Source organism: Xanthomonas hyacinthi, assembly GCF_009769165.1.
Taxonomy (GTDB): domain Bacteria; phylum Pseudomonadota; class Gammaproteobacteria; order Xanthomonadales; family Xanthomonadaceae; genus Xanthomonas_A; species Xanthomonas_A hyacinthi.
On sequence record NZ_CP043476.1, the window covers coordinates 1,743,895 to 1,767,393 of the forward strand.

At 69.9% G+C, this 23,499-nt stretch carries 13 protein-coding genes and 4 pseudogenes; 9 read left to right on the plus strand and 8 right to left on the minus strand.

Annotated elements, in window-relative coordinates:
- Positions 1-786 precede the first annotated feature (786 nt).
- Both FZ025_RS07895 and FZ025_RS07900 read right to left on the minus strand, forming a co-directional pair.
- The gene (locus tag FZ025_RS07895; protein WP_046978219.1) at positions 787-4,611 is read right to left on the minus strand and encodes a LamG-like jellyroll fold domain-containing protein; all 3,825 of its coding nucleotides are present in this window, start codon (positions 4,609-4,611) and stop codon (positions 787-789) included.
- A 402-nt stretch (positions 4,612-5,013) separates the two neighbouring features.
- Complete coding sequence (locus FZ025_RS07900; RefSeq protein ID WP_046978218.1) at positions 5,014-7,788, minus strand: TonB-dependent receptor; 2,775 nt, start codon at positions 7,786-7,788, stop codon at positions 5,014-5,016.
- A 301-nt stretch (positions 7,789-8,089) separates the two neighbouring features.
- On the opposite strand from FZ025_RS07900, the gene FZ025_RS07905 reads away from it, so the two are divergent.
- The 4 genes and pseudogenes from FZ025_RS07905 to FZ025_RS07920 form a co-directional block, all read left to right on the plus strand.
- On the plus strand, positions 8,090-9,112 hold the full coding sequence (locus FZ025_RS07905; protein WP_046978217.1) for a sugar kinase: 1,023 nt from the start codon (positions 8,090-8,092) through the stop codon (positions 9,110-9,112).
- A gap of 576 nt (positions 9,113-9,688) precedes the next feature.
- The gene (gene xopN / locus FZ025_RS07910) at positions 9,689-11,830 is read left to right on the plus strand and encodes a type III secretion system effector XopN (protein ID WP_046978216.1); all 2,142 of its coding nucleotides are present in this window, start codon (positions 9,689-9,691) and stop codon (positions 11,828-11,830) included.
- 140 nt (positions 11,831-11,970) lie between these two features.
- A pseudogene (locus FZ025_RS07915) lies at positions 11,971-12,084 on the plus strand (helix-turn-helix domain-containing protein); the annotation flags it as partial.
- A 70-nt stretch (positions 12,085-12,154) separates the two neighbouring features.
- Positions 12,155-12,502, plus strand: a pseudogene (locus tag FZ025_RS07920) (VOC family protein); the annotation flags it as partial.
- A 68-nt stretch (positions 12,503-12,570) separates the two neighbouring features.
- Here FZ025_RS07920 and FZ025_RS07925 read toward each other — a convergent pair.
- A complete protein-coding gene (locus tag FZ025_RS07925) occupies positions 12,571-13,203 on the minus strand; it encodes a TetR/AcrR family transcriptional regulator (protein WP_046978214.1) in 633 nt (210 codons plus the stop codon).
- 119 nt (positions 13,204-13,322) lie between these two features.
- Here FZ025_RS07925 and FZ025_RS07930 point away from each other — a divergent pair, with 119 nt between their 5' ends.
- Positions 13,323-14,378 carry an MBL fold metallo-hydrolase gene (locus FZ025_RS07930; protein ID WP_104558401.1) on the plus strand — a complete coding sequence of 352 codons (1,056 nt, stop codon included), beginning with the start codon at positions 13,323-13,325 and terminating at the stop codon, positions 14,376-14,378.
- 115 nt (positions 14,379-14,493) lie between these two features.
- Here FZ025_RS07930 and lepB read toward each other — a convergent pair whose 3' ends face one another.
- Both lepB and FZ025_RS07940 read right to left on the minus strand, forming a co-directional pair.
- Positions 14,494-15,123 (minus strand): signal peptidase I, encoded by a 630-nt coding sequence (gene lepB / locus FZ025_RS07935; protein WP_104558400.1) that lies wholly within the window; start codon positions 15,121-15,123, stop codon positions 14,494-14,496.
- 142 nt (positions 15,124-15,265) lie between these two features.
- A complete protein-coding gene (locus tag FZ025_RS07940) occupies positions 15,266-16,186 on the minus strand; it encodes a LysR family transcriptional regulator (RefSeq protein WP_104558399.1) in 921 nt (306 codons plus the stop codon).
- 97 nt (positions 16,187-16,283) lie between these two features.
- On the opposite strand from FZ025_RS07940, the gene FZ025_RS07945 reads away from it, so the two are divergent.
- Positions 16,284-17,192, plus strand: a complete 909-nt coding sequence (locus FZ025_RS07945; protein ID WP_104558427.1) for an alpha/beta hydrolase — start codon at positions 16,284-16,286, stop codon at positions 17,190-17,192.
- 115 nt (positions 17,193-17,307) lie between these two features.
- Here the strand turns inward: FZ025_RS07945 and dcp are convergent, their stop codons facing one another.
- The 3 genes and pseudogenes from dcp to FZ025_RS22780 all read right to left on the minus strand — a co-directional run.
- Positions 17,308-19,461 carry a peptidyl-dipeptidase Dcp gene (gene dcp / locus FZ025_RS07950; RefSeq protein ID WP_104558398.1) on the minus strand — a complete coding sequence of 718 codons (2,154 nt, stop codon included), beginning with the start codon at positions 19,459-19,461 and terminating at the stop codon, positions 17,308-17,310.
- Between the two features lie 283 nt (positions 19,462-19,744).
- A complete protein-coding gene (locus FZ025_RS22270; RefSeq protein ID WP_244292519.1) occupies positions 19,745-20,710 on the minus strand; it encodes an isoaspartyl peptidase/L-asparaginase family protein in 966 nt (321 codons plus the stop codon).
- Between the two features lie 264 nt (positions 20,711-20,974).
- Positions 20,975-21,847: pseudogene (locus FZ025_RS22780) on the minus strand (cyanophycinase); the annotation flags it as partial.
- Here FZ025_RS22780 and FZ025_RS22280 point away from each other — a divergent pair.
- The 3 genes and pseudogenes from FZ025_RS22280 to FZ025_RS07965 form a co-directional block, all read left to right on the plus strand.
- Positions 21,846-22,016, plus strand: a pseudogene (locus tag FZ025_RS22280) (RNA polymerase sigma factor); the annotation flags it as partial. The pseudogenes FZ025_RS22780 and FZ025_RS22280 sit on opposite strands and share 2 nt — an antisense overlap.
- Positions 22,017-22,221: 205 nt before the next feature.
- The gene (locus tag FZ025_RS22285) at positions 22,222-22,419 is read left to right on the plus strand and encodes a sigma factor-like helix-turn-helix DNA-binding protein (protein ID WP_244292486.1); all 198 of its coding nucleotides are present in this window, start codon (positions 22,222-22,224) and stop codon (positions 22,417-22,419) included.
- Complete coding sequence (locus FZ025_RS07965) at positions 22,400-23,470, plus strand: FecR family protein (protein ID WP_104558426.1); 1,071 nt, start codon at positions 22,400-22,402, stop codon at positions 23,468-23,470. Before FZ025_RS22285 ends, FZ025_RS07965 begins: the two co-directional genes overlap by 20 nt.
- Positions 23,471-23,499: the final 29 nt, after the last annotated feature.

Here is a 23,499-nt window from a genome sequence, read left to right on the forward strand (position 1 = left end):
CCCTGCCTGCCTCTCTCTGCCCACGACGACGCATGCCGAGCGCCGCCCGTGCCTTGCGGTACGCCTGCCGTGCCACACCCCACGCGCGCGTGCTATCCATGGGATTGACGCCCGCCTGCCGGCTACTGTGACCAGCCCCTCATTTCGGAATATGTCCCTAAACAGGGATTCCTGATTGTCTTCGAAAGCGTTCACCGAGTGGGCAACGAACTTATCGCGAATGCTTTTGAAGTATTGATGCCTTTCTTGATGTGGCGCGGGCAGCCGGCATATCCAGGAGATTGGAATGCCTGCCCTTACCCCCGATCCGAAGGTCCGGCCGTACTTAACCACTGCCGCAAAAGACAGCTCGCCTGCCAACCAACTGTTTTCAAGCCATTCGGCAGCGTCTCCATTCTCCGCTGGAAGTGGACGCATGAGAGCCAGTGACTTGGTGCACAACTTATCCGTGTCGCGGAGGTCGCTCTCGATTCCGTGAAGGTCCGCTAGCCATTGAGCTTCTCTGATTCGAGAAATCTACCCGTCCCGGAATCTCGAAAGAGTTCATCGTGACCCCTAACTACTATTGGACCGCCTAAACGCGGCAATAACACGATCCTCGCCGAGTCGTTGACTGCCGTCAATCAGCCTAAGGTTCTAGGCTTCGTCTTTGCCAGCATGGCTTGTGCTGCCCGCACAAGGCGTTATGCCGCCTTTGGGTGGTCCAATCTGTTACATCCGCCTATTGCGGGTGTTACGGACCGCCTTCCAAATTCCCACCGCAGCAGCTTGTGTAGCTCCGGTCGTTTACGGCACCGCCAGGGCGTTGTTGTGCTGGGTGACCTCCGCGACCTCCCCTTCCGTCACCACACGCATGCGTGCGCCCTTGCTGCTTCCGCCGCTCGGCACCGCCAACCGCACGTTCGCGATCCTCGGCTCCAAATCCCGCGGCGCCTGCAACGCAGGAAACGCTGCCCGCGCCAATGCCCGGCCACGTGCGTCTTCCAGCACCACGAACCCCGCCGGCGCATCCGCATGACCGAGGCTGTGCACGGTGACGTCGATGGCGTCGGCGCTCACCCGCACATCGCCGCGGCCAATCCCCAGGTCCGGGCGCTGCTCGACCGGCACCGTGGCGGGCGCGATCAGTTCGAACTCCATCACCACCGTCTTGCCGGCCGGGAATTCCACCTGCACCGCCGCACTCTTCTCGAACGCGAAGGCGCGCGTGGCGGGCTTGCCGTCGATCCGCCCATCGCCATCGCGATCGAGGCCCGCGCGCATGCGCCATTGCCCGGCGGCGACGTTCCAGCCGGTCATCTGCGCCCGCTGCAGCTTGCCGCCGGTGTTGTGGGCGATGACGGTGAAGCGGTCCTGGCGCGGCTTGGGCAGCAGCAGGGCGACCTGCACGGCGGCTTCGGGATCGGCGAAGCGCCAGCTGACGGTGTGGCCGGGGTAGGTCTGGTTGCGCTTGAGGGCCACGCCGCCCAGGCGGGCGCGCTGCAGGTTCACGGTGGGCGATTCGACGCGGTCGCTCCACCAGTGGCCTTCGGTGTTCATGTGGAAGCGCTGCAGTTTGTCGCGGGTCTCGGCGCGGTACAGGGCGTCCAGCCAGGCCGTGTCGCCGCTGGCTTCCCAGGCGGCGTGGTGGGCGAAGTCGGGGACGGCGTCGGGCTGGGCGGCGGCCTGGGCGAGGTCGGCGCCCCAGCTGTCGCGCTTGCCGAGCAGGTCGAGGACGTTTTCGTTGAGCAGCGACAGGCCGGCCGGGCCGGCGTTGGCGACGCGGTAGTCGATGGGCTTGAGGTAGCGCGCCTCGCCGGTCCAGCGCCAGGCGGCCCAGAAGGTGTGCAGGGTGTCGGCGCCGCCGCTGCCTTCGAACAGTTCGCCGCCGCGGGTCTTGCCGGTTTTCCAGTTGATCTCGTTGGGCAGCGCCCATTGGCCCTTGGCATTCGTGTAGGCGTGGGCGAGGTAGCCGTCGGCCAGGCCGGTGACGATGCGGCGGCTGTTGGGGTCGGCGTTGTAGCCGCCGAGCAGCAGTGCGGGGTGCAGCACCGGGAACGAATAGGGTTTCTGCCACTGCCAGTTCGGCTCGCGGTAGACCTTGCGCCCGCCGAACCAGTTGCTGGCGAACAGCAGGTGGCCTTGCGGGTTGACCTGGATGATGCGGTCGAACGCCTTCACCGTGCGCATCAGGCGTTCGACGGTGAGCGGGTCGCCCCAGTTGAGGTAGAGCATGGCGCTGTTGAGGTTGATGCCTTCCTCGTAGGCATGCAGTTCGTCGGTCTCGATGGTGGACAGGCCGTCGGTGAACATGCCGTTGCGGTAGTTGGCGTCGGACAGTGCGGTGAGCGAGGCGTTGAGCCGGTCCGGGTCCACGCCCATCAGGGCCACGCCCGGCCATTGCTGGGTGAGGTCGGAATCGTCGGAGATGCCGCCGCCGAAATCGCCGTAGGCCACTTGCCGCTCGTCGATCCACCAGCGGATGTAGCGGCGCGTGGCCTTGAGGTCTTCCAGCTGCCAGAACGCCCAGGCCGGCACGCCCTTGGGCGGGGTGGGCAGGTCCACCGGCAGCGCGCCCTGGTTGCCGTAGCTGATGTCGTTCCAGTATTCGCGGCCGAGCGCGTTGTCCGGGTCCACGCGCAGCAGGTCGCTGATGTCCGCATCGAGACGCGCGTACAGCCGCTGGCGCTTGGAGGCGGTGTGTTCCTCGACCAGGAAGCCCCAGTTGTCCCTGACCTGGTTGAAGCGGTCGGCGATGTGCTCGGCCTTGGCCTGGTCGCGCGGCTTGAACAGCAGGCGCAGTTGTGCGCCGTCCAGCGCGCGCGCGTCGAAGCCGGGCGCGGCGGAGGCGATGCTGAGCATCAGGCTGTCGTTGCTCAGGATGCGGTCGCGCAGATCCAGCCACAGCGTGCGCGCCTGGCCGGGCTTGACCGACACCGACACGTCGAGCATGTCGCGTGCCGGCCAGAGCGGGTCCTTGATGCGCAGGTTGAGCGGGATCAGTCCTTCGTGGGTCGCCGGCAGGTCCAGCGCCGGCAGGTCGATGGCGATGCCGTCCAGGCCGTCGTGCATGTTCTCCCAGCCGTAGGACCAGCTGCGCATCAGCGGCTGGTCCGGCGGGGCGTCGCCGAGGCTGAAAGGGATCAGGACGTGCACGATCGGCAGCGACGGCGCGGCGGGTTTCTCGGCGCCGCGCTTGCGCGCCGGCGCCTTGCTCGGCAGCGCGACCACGGTGCTGCGTTCGGCCGGCGGGTAGCGGCCGGCGATATGGCCGCGCAAGGCGGCGAGGTTGGCGTAGTCCGGCGCGATGTCGCTGCGCACGCTGTAGCTGAGCGTGGCGCTGGCCGGCGGCGGTGCGCCGGCGCTGACATCGTAGGCCCAGATTTCCTGGATCGGGGTTTCCTGCGCGGTGTTGGTAAAGCGCAGGTGGCCGCCGCGGCGGCGTTCGAACTGGTCGACGCTGCGCACGGTGCCTTGGCTGCGCTGGAACAGCGGCGCGGGCGTTTCACCGGCGGCGGCGTAGCTGGCCTGGCCATAGGCGGCGCCGCGCAGTTCGATGCGGTTGAACGCCTCGTCGGGCAGGGCCAGGGCCAGCGCCTTGCCGCCTTCGACGTAGACGTTCCAGTCCGGCAATTGGAAGTCGTCGTTGCGGCCGGGCAGGCGCGAGCGGTTGTAGACGCCGGGCCAGGTGGTCTCGGCGATGCCGTCGGTGGCCTTCCACATCCACTGCTTGAGGTCCTTGGCGTCGGCGAATTCGACCTTGCGGATGCGCGTGGACGGCGCGTCCAGCACGGGCGGCGCGCGGCCGTGGTCCCAGCCGTAGCGGTACAGCCAGGCGTTGCGCGCTGCGGTCTCGGGCAGCGGTTCGGCGCTGCGCGGTTCCTGCTGGCGCGCCAGGGCCGCGGCGCCGGCGGCGTCGAGCATGCGGTCGTAGATGCGGATCTCGTCGACGTCGCTGCCGCGCAGGAAGTTGTAGCGGCTCTGCACCTGGTGCGGCGCCATCACCCGCCCGGCCAGGCCGAGCTGGTCGAGCGCGGCGTCGAAGTCGAGCGAGCCGCCGTGGGCGCAGGCCTGCGCGCAGTCGATGCGCGCGGCTTCCTTGCCGTCCACGTACAGGCGCACGCCGCGGGTTTCGTCCCAGGCGAAAGCCAGGTGCGTCCAGGCGCTGGCGGCCGGGTTCCTGTCGAGGGTGAACGACACGCGGGTGCGCGCCAGGTTGGCGTCGGTGACGAAGGCGTCGAAGCCGTGGCCGTTCCAGTCGATGCGCAGCCAGGCCATGTCCCAGCTGCTGTGGTCGGCGTAGCCGACGCGGAAGATCACGAACGGCGCTTCGCCCACGGGATAGCGCGAACGCCAGAAGAAGGACAGCGTGCCGCGCTGGGTGTAGAGGTTGCCGGGGGCGTTCCAGGCGAGGACGCCGTCGTCGGCCCATTCGATCGCCTGGCCGCGCACGCCGGTGGGGACGAGGGCGACCTTGTCGCGGAAGTTGGGTTTGGCGTCGCCCTGGGCGAGGTCGGCGTCGAAGCCGTGGTCGGCGGAGACGCGGAACAGCAGTTCGGGTGCAGCAGTGGTGGGGGCGGCGAAGGTGGGGAGTGCCAGGCAGGACAGCATGGCCAGGCAGCGGGCCAGCATGCGATTGGCGGTGTTGGGGGGTTTTTGTTGCGGGTGGAGACCTGTCCGTGCGGAGCAGCGCGCGGGCGGCGCGCTGTCGCGGGATGCTGGGTGTCTGTCGCGGCTGAAGCCGCTCCCACAGGGGGGTGCTTCGGCCACGGCGGGCCTTGTCGGTGAAGCCCGTCGCGACTGATGGCCCGAGGCCACCCAGAGTCGCTCCCACCATGTGACCATGGTGCCGACAGCGCGGGCTGCAGCGCGGGCGGCGCTGCGGCGGATTGCCTCTTCCATCTCACTCCTTTGCGATCGCCGTGCGCACGTGCCGCCGCGCGGCGATCCTCCCTACCCCCGATCCGGCGAGTATGCAGGCAGCGGCGCGCTGCCGGTGCCGCGCACAGGGCGCGACACCGGCGGGCGCGTGACTCAGAACGTGTAGCGCAGGCCGAGCAGGTACTGGCGGCCGGTCTCGCTGTACTGCAACGGCAGCTGCGAGGTCGAGCCGACCCATTCGTCGGACGCTTCGTTGGTCAGGTTGATGCCTTCCAGGCTCAGTTCCAGGTGCTCGTCGATCTTCCAGCTGATCGAGGCGTCCACCGTGTTGACCGCGGTCATGCCATGCACGTCGAAGCCGCTTTCGGTGGCCGGGACCTGGGTCAGGTAGTCGTCGCGGTGGGTGTAGGACACCCGCGCGCTGAGCTGCTCGCCCTGGTAGAACAGGGTGCCGTTGTACGCGTTCTTCGACAGGCCGGTGAGGTCGGTCTCCAGCGAGTTGGCACCGGTCGAAGTCAGGTACTGGATCTTGGAATCGACGTAGGTGTAGTTCAACTGCACGCCGAGGTTGCTCCACTTGCCCGGCAGGAACGCGAACGGCTGGGTGTAGTTGAGCTCAACGCCCTTCAGGTCGCCGCCGGGGGTGTTGAGCGGCACGCTGAACACGAAGTCGTCGTCGACGCTGACGCCGGTGCCGTCGAGCAGGCTGGCGGGCAGGCCGCTGGCCGAGTAGGGCTGCACCACGCGGGTAGTCTGCACGAAGCTCTCGATGTCCTTGTAGAACAGCGCCGCGCCCAGCATCGCGCCTTCCTGGAAGTACCACTCGAAGCCCAGGTCGGCGGTCTTGGCGCGGATCGGCTCCAGGTCCGGATTGCCGCCGCTGACGGTGCGCGCACCACCGGCCACGGCCACGGTCACGCCGGGGGTCAGGCTGCCCAGGCCCGGGCGCGACATCACCTTGGCCGCGCCGAAGCGCACCAGGAAGTCCGGCGAGATCTCCGCGACCAGGTTCAGCGAGGGCAGCGTGTCGTTGTACTCGCGGTTGACCGTGGTCTGCACCACTCCGGTACCGACCGTCGCATAGCCGGTGGATTCCTGCTTGGTCTTGACGTAACGCACGCCGAGGTTGCCGTTGACCGGCACCGGGCCGATGTCGAAACCGAACTGGCCCATCAACCAGGCGCCGCGGTCCTTCTCCTCGACGCTGCGCGTGTTCACCGCGCGCTCGGCCAGGGCAAAGCTGCCGGTGCCGCTGTAGATGTCCAGCGCATCGGCCACCGCGCCCAGGTCCGGCACCACCCAGCTGCCAGGATGGCCGCTGACGCCGCCGAGGCTGGCCAGCTCGGTCATGTTGACCGGCACGATGCGGGTGCCGCCGGCGAAGGTCGGTACCGACACTTCCGAGGCGCGGCGCAGTTCCCTGGTCTTGAACGTGTAGTCCTTGGCCAGCACGCCGCCGCGCAGGCTGAAGCCCGGCCCCAGGGTCCACGCGAAGTTCAGGCTGCCGGTGTCGAAGGTGTTCTCCACGGACTGCGGACGCAGGCGGATCTCGGACAGGGTCCAGCCGCTGCCGTCGGTGGGATCCACGCCGTAGTCGAACACCGGCGAACGGCTGTTGCCGCGGTAGTCGTACGAGTAACCGTCGACGTTGGCCTTGTCCATGATGATCGTGGTCTGGATCGGGTTCTCGTGCTTGGAGCTGGAGGTACCGATCTGGCCGTCGATCTTGAACACGTCGCTGAACTTGTGCTCGCCGTTGAGGGTGAGCTGCTTGAACACGGTATTCCACTCGTCGTAGCGCTGCTCGGAGCGGATGTCGACATCGTCGAACTCGCCGTACAGCAAGGCGCCGGTGTTCGGATCGATGTAGCCGTCCTTGACGATGGTCTGCGGTTTGCCGCCCTGCGAGGCGCCGCGGCTGAAGGAGATCGCCTCGATGTACTGCTCGGTGCGCTTGGCATCGATCTTGGAGTACAGGCCGTCCAGCGAAAACTCGGTGTTCTTGCTCGGCTTCCACTGCAGCGAGCCGGTCACGCCGGTGCGCTTCTGCTCGTGCTCCATCAGCGTGTAGCGCGGGAAACGCGGATGGAACACATCGGCGCTGCGCGCGGCGGCGAACGGCGAGGCGGCGCTGAAATTGCCGTTGCTCGGGCCGCCGGCCCAGCGCCCGCTGTTGCTGCCTTCTTCCAGGATCTGCCGCTCCGAGTACGCCACCGACAGCAGCGCGCCGAAGGTGCCGTCGGCCCAGGTGTTGGCGATCAGCCCGGCCACGCGCGGGTCGGCCTTCTGCGCCATGTCGTTGTAGCCGGCCTGGCCGTTGACCGCCAGGGTGAAGCCGTCGTAGTCGAACGGGCGCGCGGTCTTCAGGTCCACGGTGGCGCCGAGCGAGCCTTCCTCGACGTCGGCCGAGGCGGTCTTGCGCACCACCAGCTGGGTGAACAGGTCCGAGGCGAACACGTTGAAATCGAAGCCGCGGCTGCGATTGGAGCCGCCGGACTGATCGGAGCCGCCGACCGTGGTCAGCGCTTCCATGCCGTTGACCCGCACCCGGGTGAAGTCCGGACCCAGGCCGCGCACCGAGATGTTGCGGCCTTCGCCGGCATCGCGGGTGATGACCACGCCGGGGATGCGCTGCAGCGATTCGGCCAGATTGAGGTCGGGGAAGTCGGCGATGTCCTCGGCCACGATGGCGTCGACCATGCCGGTCTCGCCGCGCTTGAGGTCCAGCGCCTTCTCCACGCTGGCGCGGTAGCCGGTGACGTTGACCGTGTCGAGCTGGGTGGCCGGTTCGCTGGAGCCGGTGGTGGCGGGCGCGGGATCCTGCGCGGGAACGTCCTGTGCCTGGACGGGGCCGGCCTGCAGGGCCAGTCCGATCGACAGCGCGAGCAAGGTAACCGGTGTCTTCCAGCGTTCGGTACGAGATTGCATGTCCTCCCCTCCCAAGGGTTACATGAACTGCATGATTTTTCGGGGGTATTGCCGCGGATGACACCGCTGGTCAAAACCGACGTTAACAGTTGCGAAACATTGCGACATCTTGCAGCGCAACAGAAATCGCGGCGGATTTGCGGGCTTTCGGCACAAAGCCGTGCCTGACGCGGCATGGCCGGCCTGCGGGGCTGGCGGTTGCCGCCGCAAAAAAATGACACCGATAGTCAAAATACTTGGCCGTGGCCGCCGTTCCCGGCATGCTTGGTCCCCCTTTCCGACCGATCAGGATCTCCCTGCCATGACCGCATCCCGCATCGTCTGCTTCGGCGAACTGTTGCTGCGCCTGGGCGCCCCCGGCCACGAACGCCTGTTGCAGTCGCCGCGGCTGGACGTGCATGTGGGCGGCGCCGAGGCCAACGTCGGCGTGTCACTGGCGCATTTCGGTCACGACGTGGCGATGGTCAGCGTGCTGCCGGACAACCCGCTGGGCGAGGCGGCCGCCGGCGAACTGCGCCGGCACGGCGTGGACACCCGCGGCGTGCGCTTCGTGCCCGGGCGCATGGGCCTGTACTTCCTGACCACCGGCGCCGGGCACCGCCCCAGCGAGGTCACCTACGACCGCGCCGGCTCGGCGTTCGCGCTGGCAGAGGCGGATGCCTACGCCTGGCCGGCGCTGCTGCAGGGTGCGCAGTGGCTGCACCTGTCCGGGGTGACCCCGGCGCTGGGCGAACGCGGCGCGGCCGCGGCGCTGGCGGCGGCGCGCAGCGCGCGCGCGCTCGGCGTGCGCGTGTCGTTCGACGGCAACTACCGGCCCAAGCTGTGGGAGGCCTGGAACGGCGACGCGCCGGGCATCCTGCGCCAGCTGCTGGCGCAGGCCGACGTGCTGTTCGCCGACTACCGCGACCTGGGCGTGGTGCTGGGCCACCCGTATCCGCAGGACAGCGCGCAGGCGCGGGTGGAGGCCGGCGCGCGCGACGCCTTCGCCGCGTTCCCGCAGCTGCAGGCGATGGCCTGCACCCAGCGCGTGGCGCACAGCGTGGACCACCACAGCCTGGGCGCGCTGCTGCTGCGCCGCGACGGCAGCGTGGCGCAGGCGCCGACCGAGGAATTGACCGGCATCGTCGACCGCATCGGCGGCGGCGACGCGTTCGCCGCCGGCGTGCTGCACGGCCTGAGCCAGGGTTGGGACGACACCGCCACGATCCGCTTCGGCCTGGCCGCCGGCTGCCTGAAGCACTCGGTGCCGGGCGACTTCCATCCGCTGAGCGCAGCCGATGTGCAGGCCTGCGTGGGGACCTCGCGGTTCGATGTGCAGCGGTAAGGCGCCGGAAATGGGGAATGGGGAATGGGGATTCGTAAAAGCGCTGGTTGCGGCGTTTTTGCGCGCGGCCAGGCGTTGCCGGCGTTTCGTTTTCCTGTCGCGGCTGGAGCCGCTTGTGTCTTATGCAGGTCTATCGTTGCGGGGAGAGCGGAGTGCGGCAGGCCGTCACCCCTGCAAATCACCGCGCCCAATGCCGACCACCGCGCGCTCTGCTCCATCGTGGCTCCCCGCACATGGCGCACTCCCGCCCCGCCCGCGATCACGCGGCAGCGCGAAAGCAGATCCGATCAAGGTTCCGCGCAGCAGCGGCAAGACCTTCTGCCACGCGCACATCGCTTCGCACACCCGAACGAGGCGACGATGGCCAAGTGATTCACTCGTCCGTGCCGCTGTATCTGTACGTGACAGAGAACCACATGCGCGTTAGGCATCGCCGATCACCGCCGGGCGCCTCACACAGCGCGCAACACGCGATACCCCGGCAAAAGCCCGGTTCGGCGCCCGGACGCGCTGCATGCGGTCCAGCCGCCGAGCCGCTGCCTTCGCAGCATCGCCAGCGCCAGGACATATGCCAGCATGAAGACACAGAACGCGACCAGTACGGCCGCTCGCACCGAAGCCCCCCCGCCAGCGGACATGCAACACCCCTCGCCGACGCAAGCGGCGCAGGCACCGGTACGGACACCGCAGCCGGGCCACCGCCATGCCGTTTTGACAGGGCTTTCGCGCAGCCCCAGTCCGCGTGGCCAGCGCAGCGTCGATGCCGCAGCCGCGGCAACCACAAGCAATGCTCCCTCCGTCGTCGCCTACGCGACGGCGGCAACGCTACGCCCTCTTGTGCCGATGCAGACATTGCAGCGGCTGCACACGCAGTTGGAGGGAGACAAACGACGCCCGGTGAAAAAAGAGATCGCAGCGCAACTGATCGGCGCGCTCCGGCCGCTGCGCTCTGCGGCTGGGACATCCGCCGCGCGCAGCCATGCCACCAGTGCCGAGTTGATCGGCCAGATCAGCGAGCAGGATGTGATGCGCTGGTACGAGGCGCAAGGCCTGCAAGCACCCGACGTGCAGGCCATGCGCCGTACCGCGCTGCTGTCGGGCATGCCCAATCCGTCCGGCAGCTTCCTGAACAATGCGATGCAGTACGTCGCCGCGCCGTGGATCAGCTGCGCCACCGGCAACCCATGGGCGGGCGCAAGCTTCGGCTTCGCCACCGCGGCCATCGCCGCGCCGATGAATGCCGCCCAGCAGTCGGCCGTGGTCGGCCTGTGCGAATCGATCCGCGAACACGGCGGCCATGTGATCGTGCCGGACAAGAGCCGGATCAACGACAAGCAGTGGCTGCCCGATCTGGTGAACACCTTGCGCAGCCAGCTGGACGAGTTCAGCGCATGCCACGACGCGTTTCGCGCGTTGGCTGCGGAGCGCGGCACCCCCCTCGAGGCGCTGGCCCACGATCCCGAAGCGATGCAGGCCGCCGAGGCGCTGCTGCGCGCGGAGAGCAGGCTGCACCAGGCCCAGCGCGATTTCGTGATGACCCAGGGCGCGCACGAGCGGCAATGGCTGGGCAATCGCTTTCAGTCGATTCCGCGTACGCTGCGCTCGCCTGCTTCCAGCATGCTGGCGCTGCTCAGCAAGACCGGCGCGATACGCGCCCTGTCGCCGACCGCCCAGGCCGTCGCGTCGCTGGTGATCACCGGCATGCAGCATGTCGCGGCGGGATTCGACGAACAAGCCAAGCAGGAGGCCAACAACAAGCTGAACCTGCTGCACGCCGATGTGTTCACCCAGGCCGGCGCGCAGAAGCTTGCGCGCGGCGAGCCGCTCGGCGCCGAGGACATCGACGAGGGCAAGCTGCGCAAGCTGATTCAGTCGCCGACCCAGGCCCTGGTCAAGCGGGTGACCAGCGGCTTGACCGCCGTGCAGCAAGTACTCAAGGAAAAACTGGAAACCGCCGCCGGTGCGGAAACCGCAGCGGCCGGGCACGAGGTCGATCTCGAGCTGGGCCACGGCAGCAAGCCAGTGGCGTTGGTCCAATTGGAAGCGGACCTGGCGGCGCTGCGCGAAGGCAGGTTGACCGACCTGGCGCCCGACGGACTCGCAGCACGGCTGTTGGCCGGATCGGAAACGTCGGTATTTTCCGCACAACTGGTCCGCGATATCGGGGCGAAGTACACGCTCCGCGAATTCTCGGCGCAGACCGCCCAGCGCATCGGCCAGATGTTCCATCTGGGAGTGTTCGGCAGCGCGGCATCCTCGGTGATCGGCAAGACGACCTCGGCCGCACAGGGAGGCACGCGCAATGTCCCCATCCCGCAAGTGGTGGGCGTGGCCGCACTGTCCGGCACGATGGCGGCGATCGGCGCGTTGAACCAGCACGTGGCCATCAGCGTCAAGAACAATCGGCGCGAAGCCAGCCCGGACATCGGGCTGGGCAAGCAGGTAACGCGCGGCATCATGGGCGGTGCGCAGGAAGCACTGGCGCAACGCGGCGGCGCCAGGACCAGCAAGGCCATCAATGCACTGCTGGAAGAGCGCGATGTGGACGCGCTGCTGCAGCTCGCCAGGCTATTGCGCGAGGAGTCAGGTCCCGCGCCGGCAAGCACGCTGACGCTCGACCAGGCGGTGCGGCAGCTGCGTCCGGGACATGCGCCTTCGCCGCATTCGGGCGAGATCGCGGTGCAGATCGACCAGGAGCCGGCGGCACGCCCGGCGTGAGCGCCACGCTGGCGGCGACGCATGACGGATCGGCCGCGGCGCGCGCTGCAGTAAGCTGCCGCATCGCCGCCGGCCGAATCTGGGACGGACGCGCGCTGTTCGTGGCCGGGCCGGACCGCGGCGCCAGCAGCGCGGCGCTACTGACCGCGGCGGCGTTGGAAGCCGGCTACGGCGATGCCCCGCATCTGGTCCGCGACAGCCGCCAGCTGACCGGCCTCAGCCCGCGCGACCTGGTGCAGCGGCACGCGCGCTGAGCTGGCCGTTTTCGCCAAGCCGGCAGCGGCGCGGCGATGGATACTGGCGGCCCTTTCCACGGAGCCCGCCATGCGCCGCGCCGACCAGCAGCACCGCATCGACTACCTGGAATTCGCCGTCGCCTCGATCGCCGCGGCCAAGACCTTCTACGGCCAGGCCTTCGACTGGACCTTCCAGGACTACGGCCCGGACTACTGCGAATTCCGCGACGGCCGCCTCACCGGCGGCTTCTTCCACGGCACCGCCCAGCCCGGCGGTGCGCTGGTGGTGCTGTACTCCAACGACCTGGCCGACACCCAGGCGCGCATCGAGGCCACCGGCGGCCGCATCGTCCGCCCGCTCTTCGAATTCCCCGGCGGTCGCCGCTTCCATTTCGCCGACCAGGACGGCTACGAGCTGGCGGTGTGGTCGGAGGGACGAGGTCCGATGACGGCGCAGAAGCCGCCTTGCGTCTCCCACACTGCCGCCGATAGCCGACTGCACGCTCAGCCGCGCGCGTAGTACCGCAAGAACATATCCACCGCCGACTCCGCCACCTGCGCCTGCTGCGCGGCGCTCAGCGCCGGCTGGCCCATGGCGATCTGCGGCCAGAAGGCGAAGCCCTTGACCAGGGCCTGCAGCTGCTGCGAGGCGAACGCCGGGTCCAGCGGCTGCAGGCGGCCATCGTCCATGGCCGCGCGGATCCAGACCGTGGTGCCCTCTTCCTTGCTGCCCAGTTGCGCGATCAGTTCGCGGGCGCGCTCGGGCGAGTGGACGCCCTGGGCGATGGCCACGCGCGACAGGTCGATGAAGGCCGGGTCGTCGAGCAGCCGCAGCTTCTGCTGCAGCAGTTGCAGCAGTTGCTCGCGCAACGGCCGGTCGGCGCGATACGGCACGTCGAGCGTGTCCGCGCTGCGCTGCCATAGCCGGCGCAGAATCTCGGCGAACAGCGCGTCCTTGCTCGGGAAGTGGTTGTAGACGGTGCGCTTGGACACGCCGGCGCTGGCGGCGACGCGGTCCATGCTGGTGGCGTCGAAACCCTGGCTGCGGAACTCGGCGATCGCCGCCTCCAGGATCGCCTGGCGCTTGCGCTCGGTCAGGCGCAGCGGGGCCGGCGCGGGGGCGGATGAACTGGACATGTGGACATTTTACACCGAGCGGTTTACTTTCCTCTCGAGGAAACTACACTGTGTAGTGTAATTTTTGTGCCGCCATCCGACGGTGCAATCCTTCCTCCCCCTCTCGCTGGAATGCCGCCGTGCTCGCCTCCGCCTGCCAGATCGCCCGTTCGCCGTCGCATGCGGCCTCGCCGCAATACCGCCAGGGACGCTTCCGCAACGCGGTGCCCGCCGCGACCAGCGCACTGGGCTTTTTCGCCAGCCTGCGCCTGCTGTGGCAGTTCGCGTTCGACAAGCCGGCGCACACGGTGCCGTCGCTGCCGCTGCCGGTGCTGCCGCTGACCCGTGTGCAATTGCTGGACGCGCCGGCGCACAGCCTGTTCCGGCTCGGCCACTCCACGGTGCTGATGAAGCTGCGCAGCGGTTTCTGGCTGACCGACCCGGTGTTCTCCGAGCGCGCCTCGCCGTTCGCGTTCGCCGGCCCCAGGCGCTTCCATGCGCCGCCGATCGCGCTGGACGCGTTGCCGCCGATCGCCGGGGTGATCCTGTCGCACAACCACTACGACCATCTGGACCGCGCCACCATCGGCCGCCTGGCCGATCGCGTCGGCGTGTTCGTGACGCCGCTGGGCGTGGGCGACCTGCTGCTGCGCTGGGGCGTGGACCCGGCCAAGGTGCGGCAGCTGGACTGGTGGCAATCGACCACCGTGGCCGGGGTGACGCTGACCGCGACGCCGTCGCAGCATTTCTCCGGCCGCGGGCTGTTCGACAGCGGCCGCTCGCTGTGGTGCTCGTGGGCGATCCAGGAGCGCGCGCTGAAGGTGTTTTTCAGCGGCGACAGCGGCTATTTCGACGGCTTCAAGGCGATCGGCCGGCGGCTGGGTCCGTTCGACCTGACCCTGATGGAAACCGGCGCCTACGACGCGCAGTGGCCGCACGTGCACATGCAGCCCGAACAGAGCCTGCAGGCGCACCTGGACGTGGGCGGGCGCACGCTGCTGCCGATCCACAACGGCACCTTCGACCTGGCCCTGCATGCCTGGCACGAGCCGTTCGAGCGCATCGTGGCGCTGGCCGCGGCGGCCGCGGTGCCGCTGGCGACGCCGCGCATGGGCGAGCGGGTGGACCTGGCCGCGCCTGCTGCCGGCGAGCGTTGGTGGCGCGGGTTGGGCGAGGCGCCTGCGGCGGCGCGATGAAGCGTTGAAGCAGAAACGCTGCGACCGCCGGCGCCGGCCCACAGCCTGCGCCGGCGCACCGTGCGGAGACTGCGCGCAGCGGTCGCACAACGCGACCGATACGCGCGCATGACCACTACAGGCGCGACCACTCCAGGCCTTCGCCGCGGCGGTAGTCCACCACCAGCGCCTTGCCGTAGACGCTGTCGGCGGCGACGAAACCGAAGTAGCGGCCGTCCAGGCTGTTGCCGCGGTGGTCGCCGACCACCAGCAGCTTGCCGGGCGGCACGCGCACGTCGTACAGGTCCGGGCCGCCGCCGGCATCCAGGTCCAGCTGGGCGATGCGATCGCCGAATAGTTCCTTGTCGCCGTCGCTGCCGATCTGCAGCGGCTGGCCGTTGATCGACAGGTGGCCATCGCGCATGTCCACCCGATCGCCGGCCACCGCCACCACGCGCTTGATCAGGCGGGTGCCGTCGCGCGGGGAATCGAACACCGCCACGTCGCCGCGCTGCGGCGTGCCGCGCTCGAGCACGCGCCATTCGGTGAACGGCACGCGCAGGCCGTAGGCGCTCATGTCCACGGCGACGCGGTCGCCGGGTTGCAGGGTCGGCTGCATCGAGCCGCTCGGGACCACGTAGCGATTGGCGAAGGAGGAACGCGCGGCGGTCAGCAACAGCAGCATCACCGCGAGCGGCAGCAGTTCCTTGCGTGTCCAGCGCGCGGCGCGGTGCAGGCGGGAGGCAACGGAATCGGTCGGGATCATCGGGGCATCTGTGGTCCGGAAGGAAGGGGTGGCATCGCGGCGAACGTCCATCCGACCGTGCGCGCCGCGCCGGGTGCCACACACGTGACGAAAGGCATGGCGGGCGCCGGCACGCGGCGTCTGTAGCCAGCGCCGTTGCCGCTCAGCCCGAACCGCGGTCCCAGCGCGGCGGGCGGCCGATGGCCTGGCGCAGCAGTTGCGCCAACCGCGCCAGTCGCGCCGGCATCGGTTGTTCGCTCGGCACCAGCCACAGCCACTGCGCCGGGCCGGACGGCAGCGCCGGTTCGTCGAACAGCACACGCAGGCGGCGCTGGCGCAGGTCTTCGCCCACCAGCCAGCTCGGCAGGCACGCCACGCCCAGGCCGTCGAGGGCGGCCAGGCGCAGCGTCTCCAGGTCGTCGCAGCGCAGCCGCCGCCGCGGCAGGGCGATGGCCGCGTCGATCAGGCTGCGCCAACTGACTACGGTATCGTCGTGGCGCTTGTCCAGCAGGGCATGGGTGGCCAAGGCGTCCACGCTGGCGACCGGGCCGGCGGCGTCCAGGTACGCCGGGCTGGCACAGATCACGCGCCGCAGCGGCGCCAGCCGCAGCGCGCCCGCCGGGGCGGGGTCGGTGCCGAGCCGGATCACCGCGTCCAGGCGCCGCCGCAGCGGGATGTCGAAGCGTTCGACCAGGTCCAGGTCGAACTGCAGCTGCGGGTGCCGCTGCGACAGTTCGGCCAGCAGCGGCATCAGCTGGGTGCGCCCGAACGAGGGCAGGCAGCTCAGGCGCAAGGTGCCGGCGACCTCGCCGTGCAGCAGGGCCAGTTCGGCGCGCAGGCCGGCGAATTCGCCGAGCAGGTGGCCGGCGCGCGCCTGCAGCAGCCGGCCGGCCTCGGTCAGGGCCAGCGCGCGCGGGGAACGGATCAGCAATTGGCTGCCCAATGCGCGCTCCAGCGCTTCGACGCTGCGGCTCAGCGACGACACCGCGACCCGCCGCCGCCGCGCCGCGGCGGAAAAGCTGCCGGCCGCGACCACGTCGAGGAACGCCTGCAATCGTTCCAGCAGGTGCGCCGACTCAGCCATCGTTGCGTCCGGCGCAATGCCGGCTTGCGCGGGCGCGGCGGCATCGTGCGCGGTACCCGCCGCCGCCGCGCGGCTTGCGATGAACGAGGAACCGAAGATGTCGCATCGTGTTGTCCGTGAAGAGGTTGCGTTCGACGCCGATGGCGTGGCCCTGCGCGGCTGGCTGTATCGGCCGGCCGGCGTCCCGGCGCCCGCGCCGGTGGTGGTGATGTCGCACGGCTGGTCGCTGGTCAAGGAAGCTTATCTGGATCGTTATGCGCAGGTGTTCGCCGACGCCGGGTTGGCGGTGCTGGTCTACGACCAGCGCGGCTTCGGCGACAGCGACGGCCTGCCGCGCCAGGAGATCGATCCGTGGCGGCAGGTCGAGGACTGCCGCCATGCGCTCACCTTCGCCGCCGCGTGCGCGGGCATCGATCCGGCGCGGATCGGGTTGTGGGGCACCAGCTACAGCGGCGCGCACGCGCTGCAGGTGGCGGCCACCGACCGCCGGGTCAAGGCCGTGGTGGCGCAGGTGCCGGGACTGGCCGGCTACCGCAACGGACTGCGTCGCGGCAGCTACGAGCGCGGCGAGGCGTTGCAGGCCGCGTTCGCGGCCGACCGCCTGGCGGTGCTGCGCGGCGGCGATCGCGCGCGGCGGCCGGTGGTCGGGGCGGCCGACGCGCTGTTCCCGAGCGAGGACGCGCAGGCGTTCTTCGACGCGGCGGCGGCGATCGCGCCCAACTGGCGCAACTGGACCACGCTGCGCTCGGTGGAATGGAGCCGCGGCTACGAGCCGGCGGCGTTCGCCGCGGCGGTCAGCCCGACCCCGCTGCTGCTGATCGTGGCCCGCCACGACTACATCTCCGGCACCGACTTCCAGTTGCAGGCCTATGCGCAGGCACTGCATCCCAAGCGGCTGGTCATGCTCGACGGCGGCCACTTCGCGCCGTACGTGGAGCAGTTCGCCGCGTCCAGCCAGGCGGCCGCGGCGTGGTTCGTCGAACACCTGCAGGCGTCCCCGGGATAGGAGGACGCGGACAGCCGGCGTGCACCGGCGCCTGAAACGCGACGGGGCGGCCGTGGCCGCCCCGTCGCGTTTCAGGCGCCGCGCACGCCCCGAGGGACGCGCCGCTGCGTCGGGTTCACTTCAACCCGCGGTTCTCCAGCAGCGGTTCGACGCTGGGGTCCTTGCCGCGGAAATCGCGGTACAGGGTGGCCAGGTCGACGCTGTTGCCGCGCGAGAGGATCTTGGCGCGGAAGACGTCGCCGTTCTTGCGCGACAGGCCGCCGTTCTCCTTGAACCATTCGAATGCGTCGTCGTCGAGCACTTCCGACCAGAAGTAGGCGTAGTAGCCGGCCGAGTAGCCGCCGCCCCAGATGTGGTCGAAATAGGTGGTGCGGTAGCGCGGCGGCACTTCGGCCAGGTCCACCTTGAACTTCTTCAGCGCCTCGGCTTCGAACGTGTCCACGTCCTGCAGCGGCGCGTCGGCCGGCTGGGTGTGCCAGGCCAGGTCGAGCAGCGCCGCCGACAGGTACTCGGTGGTCGCATAGCCCTGGTTGAAGGTGCGCGCCTTCTTGATCTTCTCCACCAACTCGGCCGGCATCGCTTCGCCGGTCTGGTAGTGCTTGGCGTAGTGCGCGAACACCTTCGGATCCGAGGCCCAGTGCTCGTTGAACTGCGACGGGAACTCGACGAAGTCGCGCGAGGTCGCGGTGCCGGCGATCGACGGGTATTTCACCTTGGAGAACATGCCGTGCAGCGCGTGGCCGAACTCGTGGAACAGGGTGGTGACGTCGTCGAAGCTGAGCAGCGCCGGCTGGCCGGGCGCGGGCTTGGTGAAGTTGCAGACGTTGTAGACCACCGGCTTGGCGCCGGTGAGGCCGTCCTGCTCGACGAACACGTCCATCCACGCGCCGCCGGACTTGCTGTCGCGCTTGTAGTAGTCGGTGTAGAACAGCGCCATCGAGGTGCCGTCCTGGTCGAACACTTCGTACACCTTCATGTCCGGGTTGTAGGTCGGAATGTCGGTGCGTTCCTTGAAGGTGATGCCGTACAGCTCGGTGGCGGCGTAGAACACGCCGTTCTTGAGCACGTTGTCCAGCTCGAAGTACGGCTTGATCTGCGAGGCGTCCAGGTCGTACTTGGCCTTGCGCACCTGCTCGGCGTAGAAGTCCCAATCCGACGCGGCGAGCTTGAAGCCGCCCTTCTGCGCGTCGATCACCTTCTGCATCTCGGCGACTTCGCTGCGCGCCTTGGCGGTGGCCGCCGGCACGGTGTCGGTGAGCAGCTTCAGCGCCGCGGCCGGGGTCTTGGCCATCTGGTCGCCCAGGCTGTAGGCGGCGTAGCTGTCGAAGCCGAGCAGCCTGGCCTTCTGCGCGCGCAGCTGGGCCAGGCGCTGGATGGTCTGGCGGGTGTCGTTGGCGTCGCCCTTCTCGGCGCGCGACTGCGAGGCGGCCATCACCTGAGTGCGCAGCGCGCGGTCCTTCAGCGAGGCCAGCACCGGCTGCTGGGTGGTGTTCTGCAGCGCGAGCAGGTACTTGCCGTCGAGCTTGCGCGCCGCGGCGTCCTGCGCGGCCGAGGCGATGTCGCCTTCGGACAGGCCGTCGAGCCTGGCCTTGTCGTCCACCACCACCGCGCCGGCGGCGGTGGCCGCGACCAGCTTGGTGTGGAACTGGGTGGCCAGCGTGGTTTCCTCGACGTTGAGCTTGCGCAGCGTGGCCTTGTCGGCATCGGACAGCTGCGCGCCGGCGCGCACGAACTCTTCGTAGTCGCGCTCGAGCAGGCGCTTCTGCTCCGGCTCCAGGTTCAGCGTGTCGCGCTGATCGTAGAGCGACGTGATCCGCGCGAACAGCTTCGGATCCAGGCTGATCTCGTCCTGGTGCTCGGCCAGCTTCGGCGCCACCGCTTCCTGGATCTTCTGCCGCGCGTCGTTGGTGTCGGCCTGGACCAGGCCGAAGAAGATGCGGCTGACCCGGTTCAGGGTCTCGCCGCTGCGCTCCATCGCCTCGATGGTGTTGGCGAAGCTGGCCGGCTCGGCGTTGTCGGCGATCCTGCGGATCTCGGCCAGGTGCTGCTTCATGCCCTCTTCGAAGGCGGGCAGGTAGTCGGCGTCCTTGATCTTGTCGAACGGCGGCGCCTGGAACGGCAGCGTGCTGGCGCTCAACAGCGGATTGGCGGCGGCGGGTGCGGGGGACTGCGAAGCAGCGGGGGCAGCAGGCACGGGGGTGGACTCCTTACCGGAACAGGCGGCTAGCGCCAGGCTGATGGCGGCGGCCAGAACGACAGTACGCGACATGGGGGTGGAACTCCTGACAGGGACACGGTGGCGGGGCAGCCGCGCACGCTACGCGGTTTGCGCGGGGTGGGCATGTGCCATTGGATCTGGGGGTGGGCCAGCGGGTCAGGTTGGCGATGGCGGCAGGAACTGCCTGGATTGAGGGTTCCCCGCGTCGCGACTGAAGTCCCACAAGGAGCGTCGCAGTCGCCGCCGTGTCGGCCATGCCCACTGTGGGAGTCGCGACGGGCCTTGCCCGGAATGCAGGGACCGGCTGGCGCTCGCCAGCCGGCCGACACATGGGTTACAGCGCCCCCGGCAGCGGCAGCGCCTCGTCCTTGAAGATCGCCACGTGCGGCACGCCGTCGGCGCCGATCCAGCCGCGGTACATGCCCTCGGTGTTGAACGGGAAGGCGACGCTGCCGTCGGCGCCCAGCGCGATCGCGCCGCCGTCGCCGCCGGCCTTGGGAATCTGCCGGTCGATCACCGCCTCGGCCGCCTGCGCCAGGCTCTGCCCGGCGTACTTGACCCGCGCGCAGATGTCGTAGGCCGCCACCGCGCGGATGTAGTACTCGCCCCAGCCGGTGCCGGACACCGCGCAGCGGCTGTCGGCATAGGTGCCGGCGCCGATGATCGGCGAGTCGCCGACGCGGCCGTAGCGCTTGTTGGTCATGCCGCCGGTGGAGGTGCCCGCGGCCAGCCGGCCCTGCGTGTCCAGCGCCAGCGCGCCGACCGTGCCGAAGTGCCTGGCGGTCTCCAGGTCGGCGTGCGCCTGCTTGTTCGCCTCTTCCTGCAGCGCCTGCTGCAGCTGCTTCCAGCGCTTGTCGGTGCGGAAGTAGGACGGATCGACCAGGGTCACCCCGTGCTGGCGCGCGAACACCTCCGCGCCGTCGCCGACCAGCATCACGTGCTCGGACTGGTCCATCACCGCGCGCGCCAGCTGGATCGGATTCTTCACCCGGTGCACCCCGGCCACCGCGCCGGCCTTGCCGCTGGCGCCGTCCATGATCGCCGCGTCCAGTTCGTTGCGGCCGTCGTGGGTGAACACCGCGCCCTTGCCGGCGTTGAACTGCGGCGAATCCTCCAGCACCGCGATCGCCGCGGCGACCGCGTCCACCGCCGGCTTGCCCTGCGTCAGCAATGCCTGCCCGGTGCGCAAGGCCGTTTCCATCGCCGCGCGCGCCTCGGCCAGGTCGGCGGCGCTGCTGCTGGTGCGCTCGACCCCGGCACCGCCGTGGATCACCAGGGTGGTGGCGGGAATCTCGCGCATCTGCCCATCGCGCACCGCGTAGTAGCGGTGGAACACCGGCGCATCGACCCGGCCGTCGGGCAGGTGCAGGGTGGAGCCGGGGCCGACGCCAACGGTCTCGATGCGCGCGGCCTGCAGCGGCTGCCCGGGCGGCGTGGGCGGCTGCAGCGGGCCGGCGACCACGGTGGCGCCTGCCTGCGGATCGGTGGCATAGACCCGCGCGCTGCCGTCGCCTTCCACCGCCAAGGCGGCGCTCTCGTCCACGCCCAGGCCGATCAGCGGCTGCCCGGCCGGGGCCAGCGTCGCCGCCTTGGCGCGGAACGCGAACAGCCGGCCGAGCCGGTCGCGTTCCTTGAAGTGGGTGTCGGTGATGACGCGCTTGAGCAGGTCCAGGTGCAGGAAGTCGGTCTCGATGGTGGTGGCCGGCCCCAGCGGATCGGCCAGCGCCGGCGCGCTGGTCAGGCTGCCGCCGTCCATCGACCCGTACAGGTACTCGCCGAGCATCGCCAGACCGGCGCTGGTGCCGCCGAGCGGCTTGCCGGCGCGCACGTGCGCGTCCAGCGCCGCCGCCACCGGCGTGCCTTTCCAGTCGCGCACGTAGCGCGACTGGTCGCCGCCGGCGATGAAGATGCCGTCGGCGCGGGCCAGGCTGCGCAGCAGCGCCGGATCGCTGGACGCGCCGCGGCCGCTGAACACGAAGGTCTCCACCGAGGCCACGCCGCCGACGTCGCGATAGAACTCCTCGGCCACCTCGTTGCCCTGCGAGGCGCGCAGCACCACCACGTGGCCGTGCCCGGCCTTGGCCATGAACCAGCGCAGCGCGTCGTAGTTGCGGTCGCCGCCGCCCATCAGCAGCAGCCCCGGCGCGACCGGGCCGGGCGTAGCCAGGGCCGGGTCGCCGACCAGGTACTGGCGGTAATCGCGGGCGGCGGCGGGCGCGGCCAGGCACAGGCCCAGCAGTGCCACCAGCCAGGGCCGGAACGTGCCGACGGAACGGGTCATGCGGATCTCCTCGAGGGGCGGACGGGAACCGGACGGGCGGTTCGTTGCAGACAGGGGACGAACGGCGGCGCGGTTTCCCCCCATGCCGTTGTACCGGTTCGCAGCGGTGCGCGGGCGCTGCCACGCGGGCGGACGATCGGCTAATGTGGGATGCATGCCCGCCTCCCTCGACGATTGGTTCGTCCACGAGATCCTCGTCCACGAGCAGGCGCTGAGCGGTTACCTGCGGCGCTGCTGGCCGCAGCGCGACGAATGGCACGACCTGCGCCAGGAGATCTACGTGCGCGTCTACGAGGCCGCCGGCAAGGCGCGGCCGAGCCTGCCCAAGTCGTTCCTGTTCGCCACCGCGCGGCACCTGATGAGCGACCGGCTGCGCCGCAGCCGGGTGGTGTCGATCGAGGCAGTGGGTGATTTGGAGTCGCTGCACGTCCTGGTAGACGAGCTGTCGCCGGAACGCTGGTGCGGCGGGCGGCAGGTACTGGGACGGCTGGCGGCCGCCTTCGACCGCCTGCCCGACCGCTGCCCGCAGCGTGATCTGGCTGCGGCGGGTCGAGGAACTGTCGCAAAAGGAGGTGGCCGTGCGTCTGGGCATCAGCGAGAAGACCGTGGAAAAGCACGTGGCCAAGGGCATGCGCCTGCTGGCCGATCATTTTCATGGCGACGACGGCGCGCGTGCGCCCGCGGCGCCGCGGCGGGCACGGGCGCAGGATGGACAGCAGGCGGATTGAGCTGCGCGCGGCGGCATGGCTGGCGCGGCGCGACCGCGACGACTGGTCGCCGCAGCAGCAGGCGCGGCTGGAAGCGTGGTTGGCGGCGGCCACCGCGCACCGGGTTGCGTTCGTGCGCCTGCAGGCGGCGTGGCAGGAAAGCGGGCGGCTGCAGGCGCTGGGCGCGGGCCAGCGCGACGGCCACATTCCGCCGCGCGGCAGCTGGCGCGGGCTGGCGGGTAACGACAGCGCGGCGAGCGACAGCGCATCGGCAGCGGCCTCACCCGAAGCACCGACCGACCTCGGCCAGCTGCGCTTCGCGCCACGCCCGCCCGCGCGTGCGCGACGGCGCTGGCCGCTGGCGCTGGCCGCGACGCTGCTGCTCGGCGCCGCGCTCGGCCTGGGCTGGCGCCACTCCGCGGCGCCGCCGGCGGTCGCCTACGCCAGCGCCACCGGCAGCCTGCGCCCGCTGGCGTTGGCCGACGGCTCGCACGCCACGTTGAGCAGCGACAGCCGGATCGACGTGGCACTGTCGCGCGCGCAGCGGCATATCGACCTGCAGCGCGGCGAGGCGTTCTTCGAAGTGAGCAAGGACCCGGCGCGTCCGTTCGTGGTCGCCAGCGGCGCGCGCCAGGTCGTGGCGGTCGGCACGCGCTTCGCGGTGCGCCGCGATGCCGACGCGCTGCGCGTGGTGGTCACCGAGGGCACGGTGCGGCTGGAATCGGCGGCGCATCCAAAGGCGCCACCGACCCTGCTGCCGGCCGGCAGCATCGCCCTGGCCGGCCCGCACGGGGTGCTGGTACGCCGCGTCGCGCTGGCCGAGGCCGAACGCGCGCTGGACTGGCGCAACGGCTACCTGAGCTTCGACGACACCCCGCTGCAGGCCGCGGTGGCCGAGTTCAACCGCTACAACACGGTCAAGCTGCAGGTGGCCGATGCCGGCGCCGGCGCGCTGCGCGTGGGCGGCAATTTCCGCTGGTCCAATACCGAAGCGTTCGTGCGCCTGCTCGAGCAGGGCTTCCCGATCCGCGCCGAGCGCCACGGCGACCAGGTGCTGTTGCACAGCCGCTGAGCGCTTCAATGCGCGGGCGTGCATCGCGG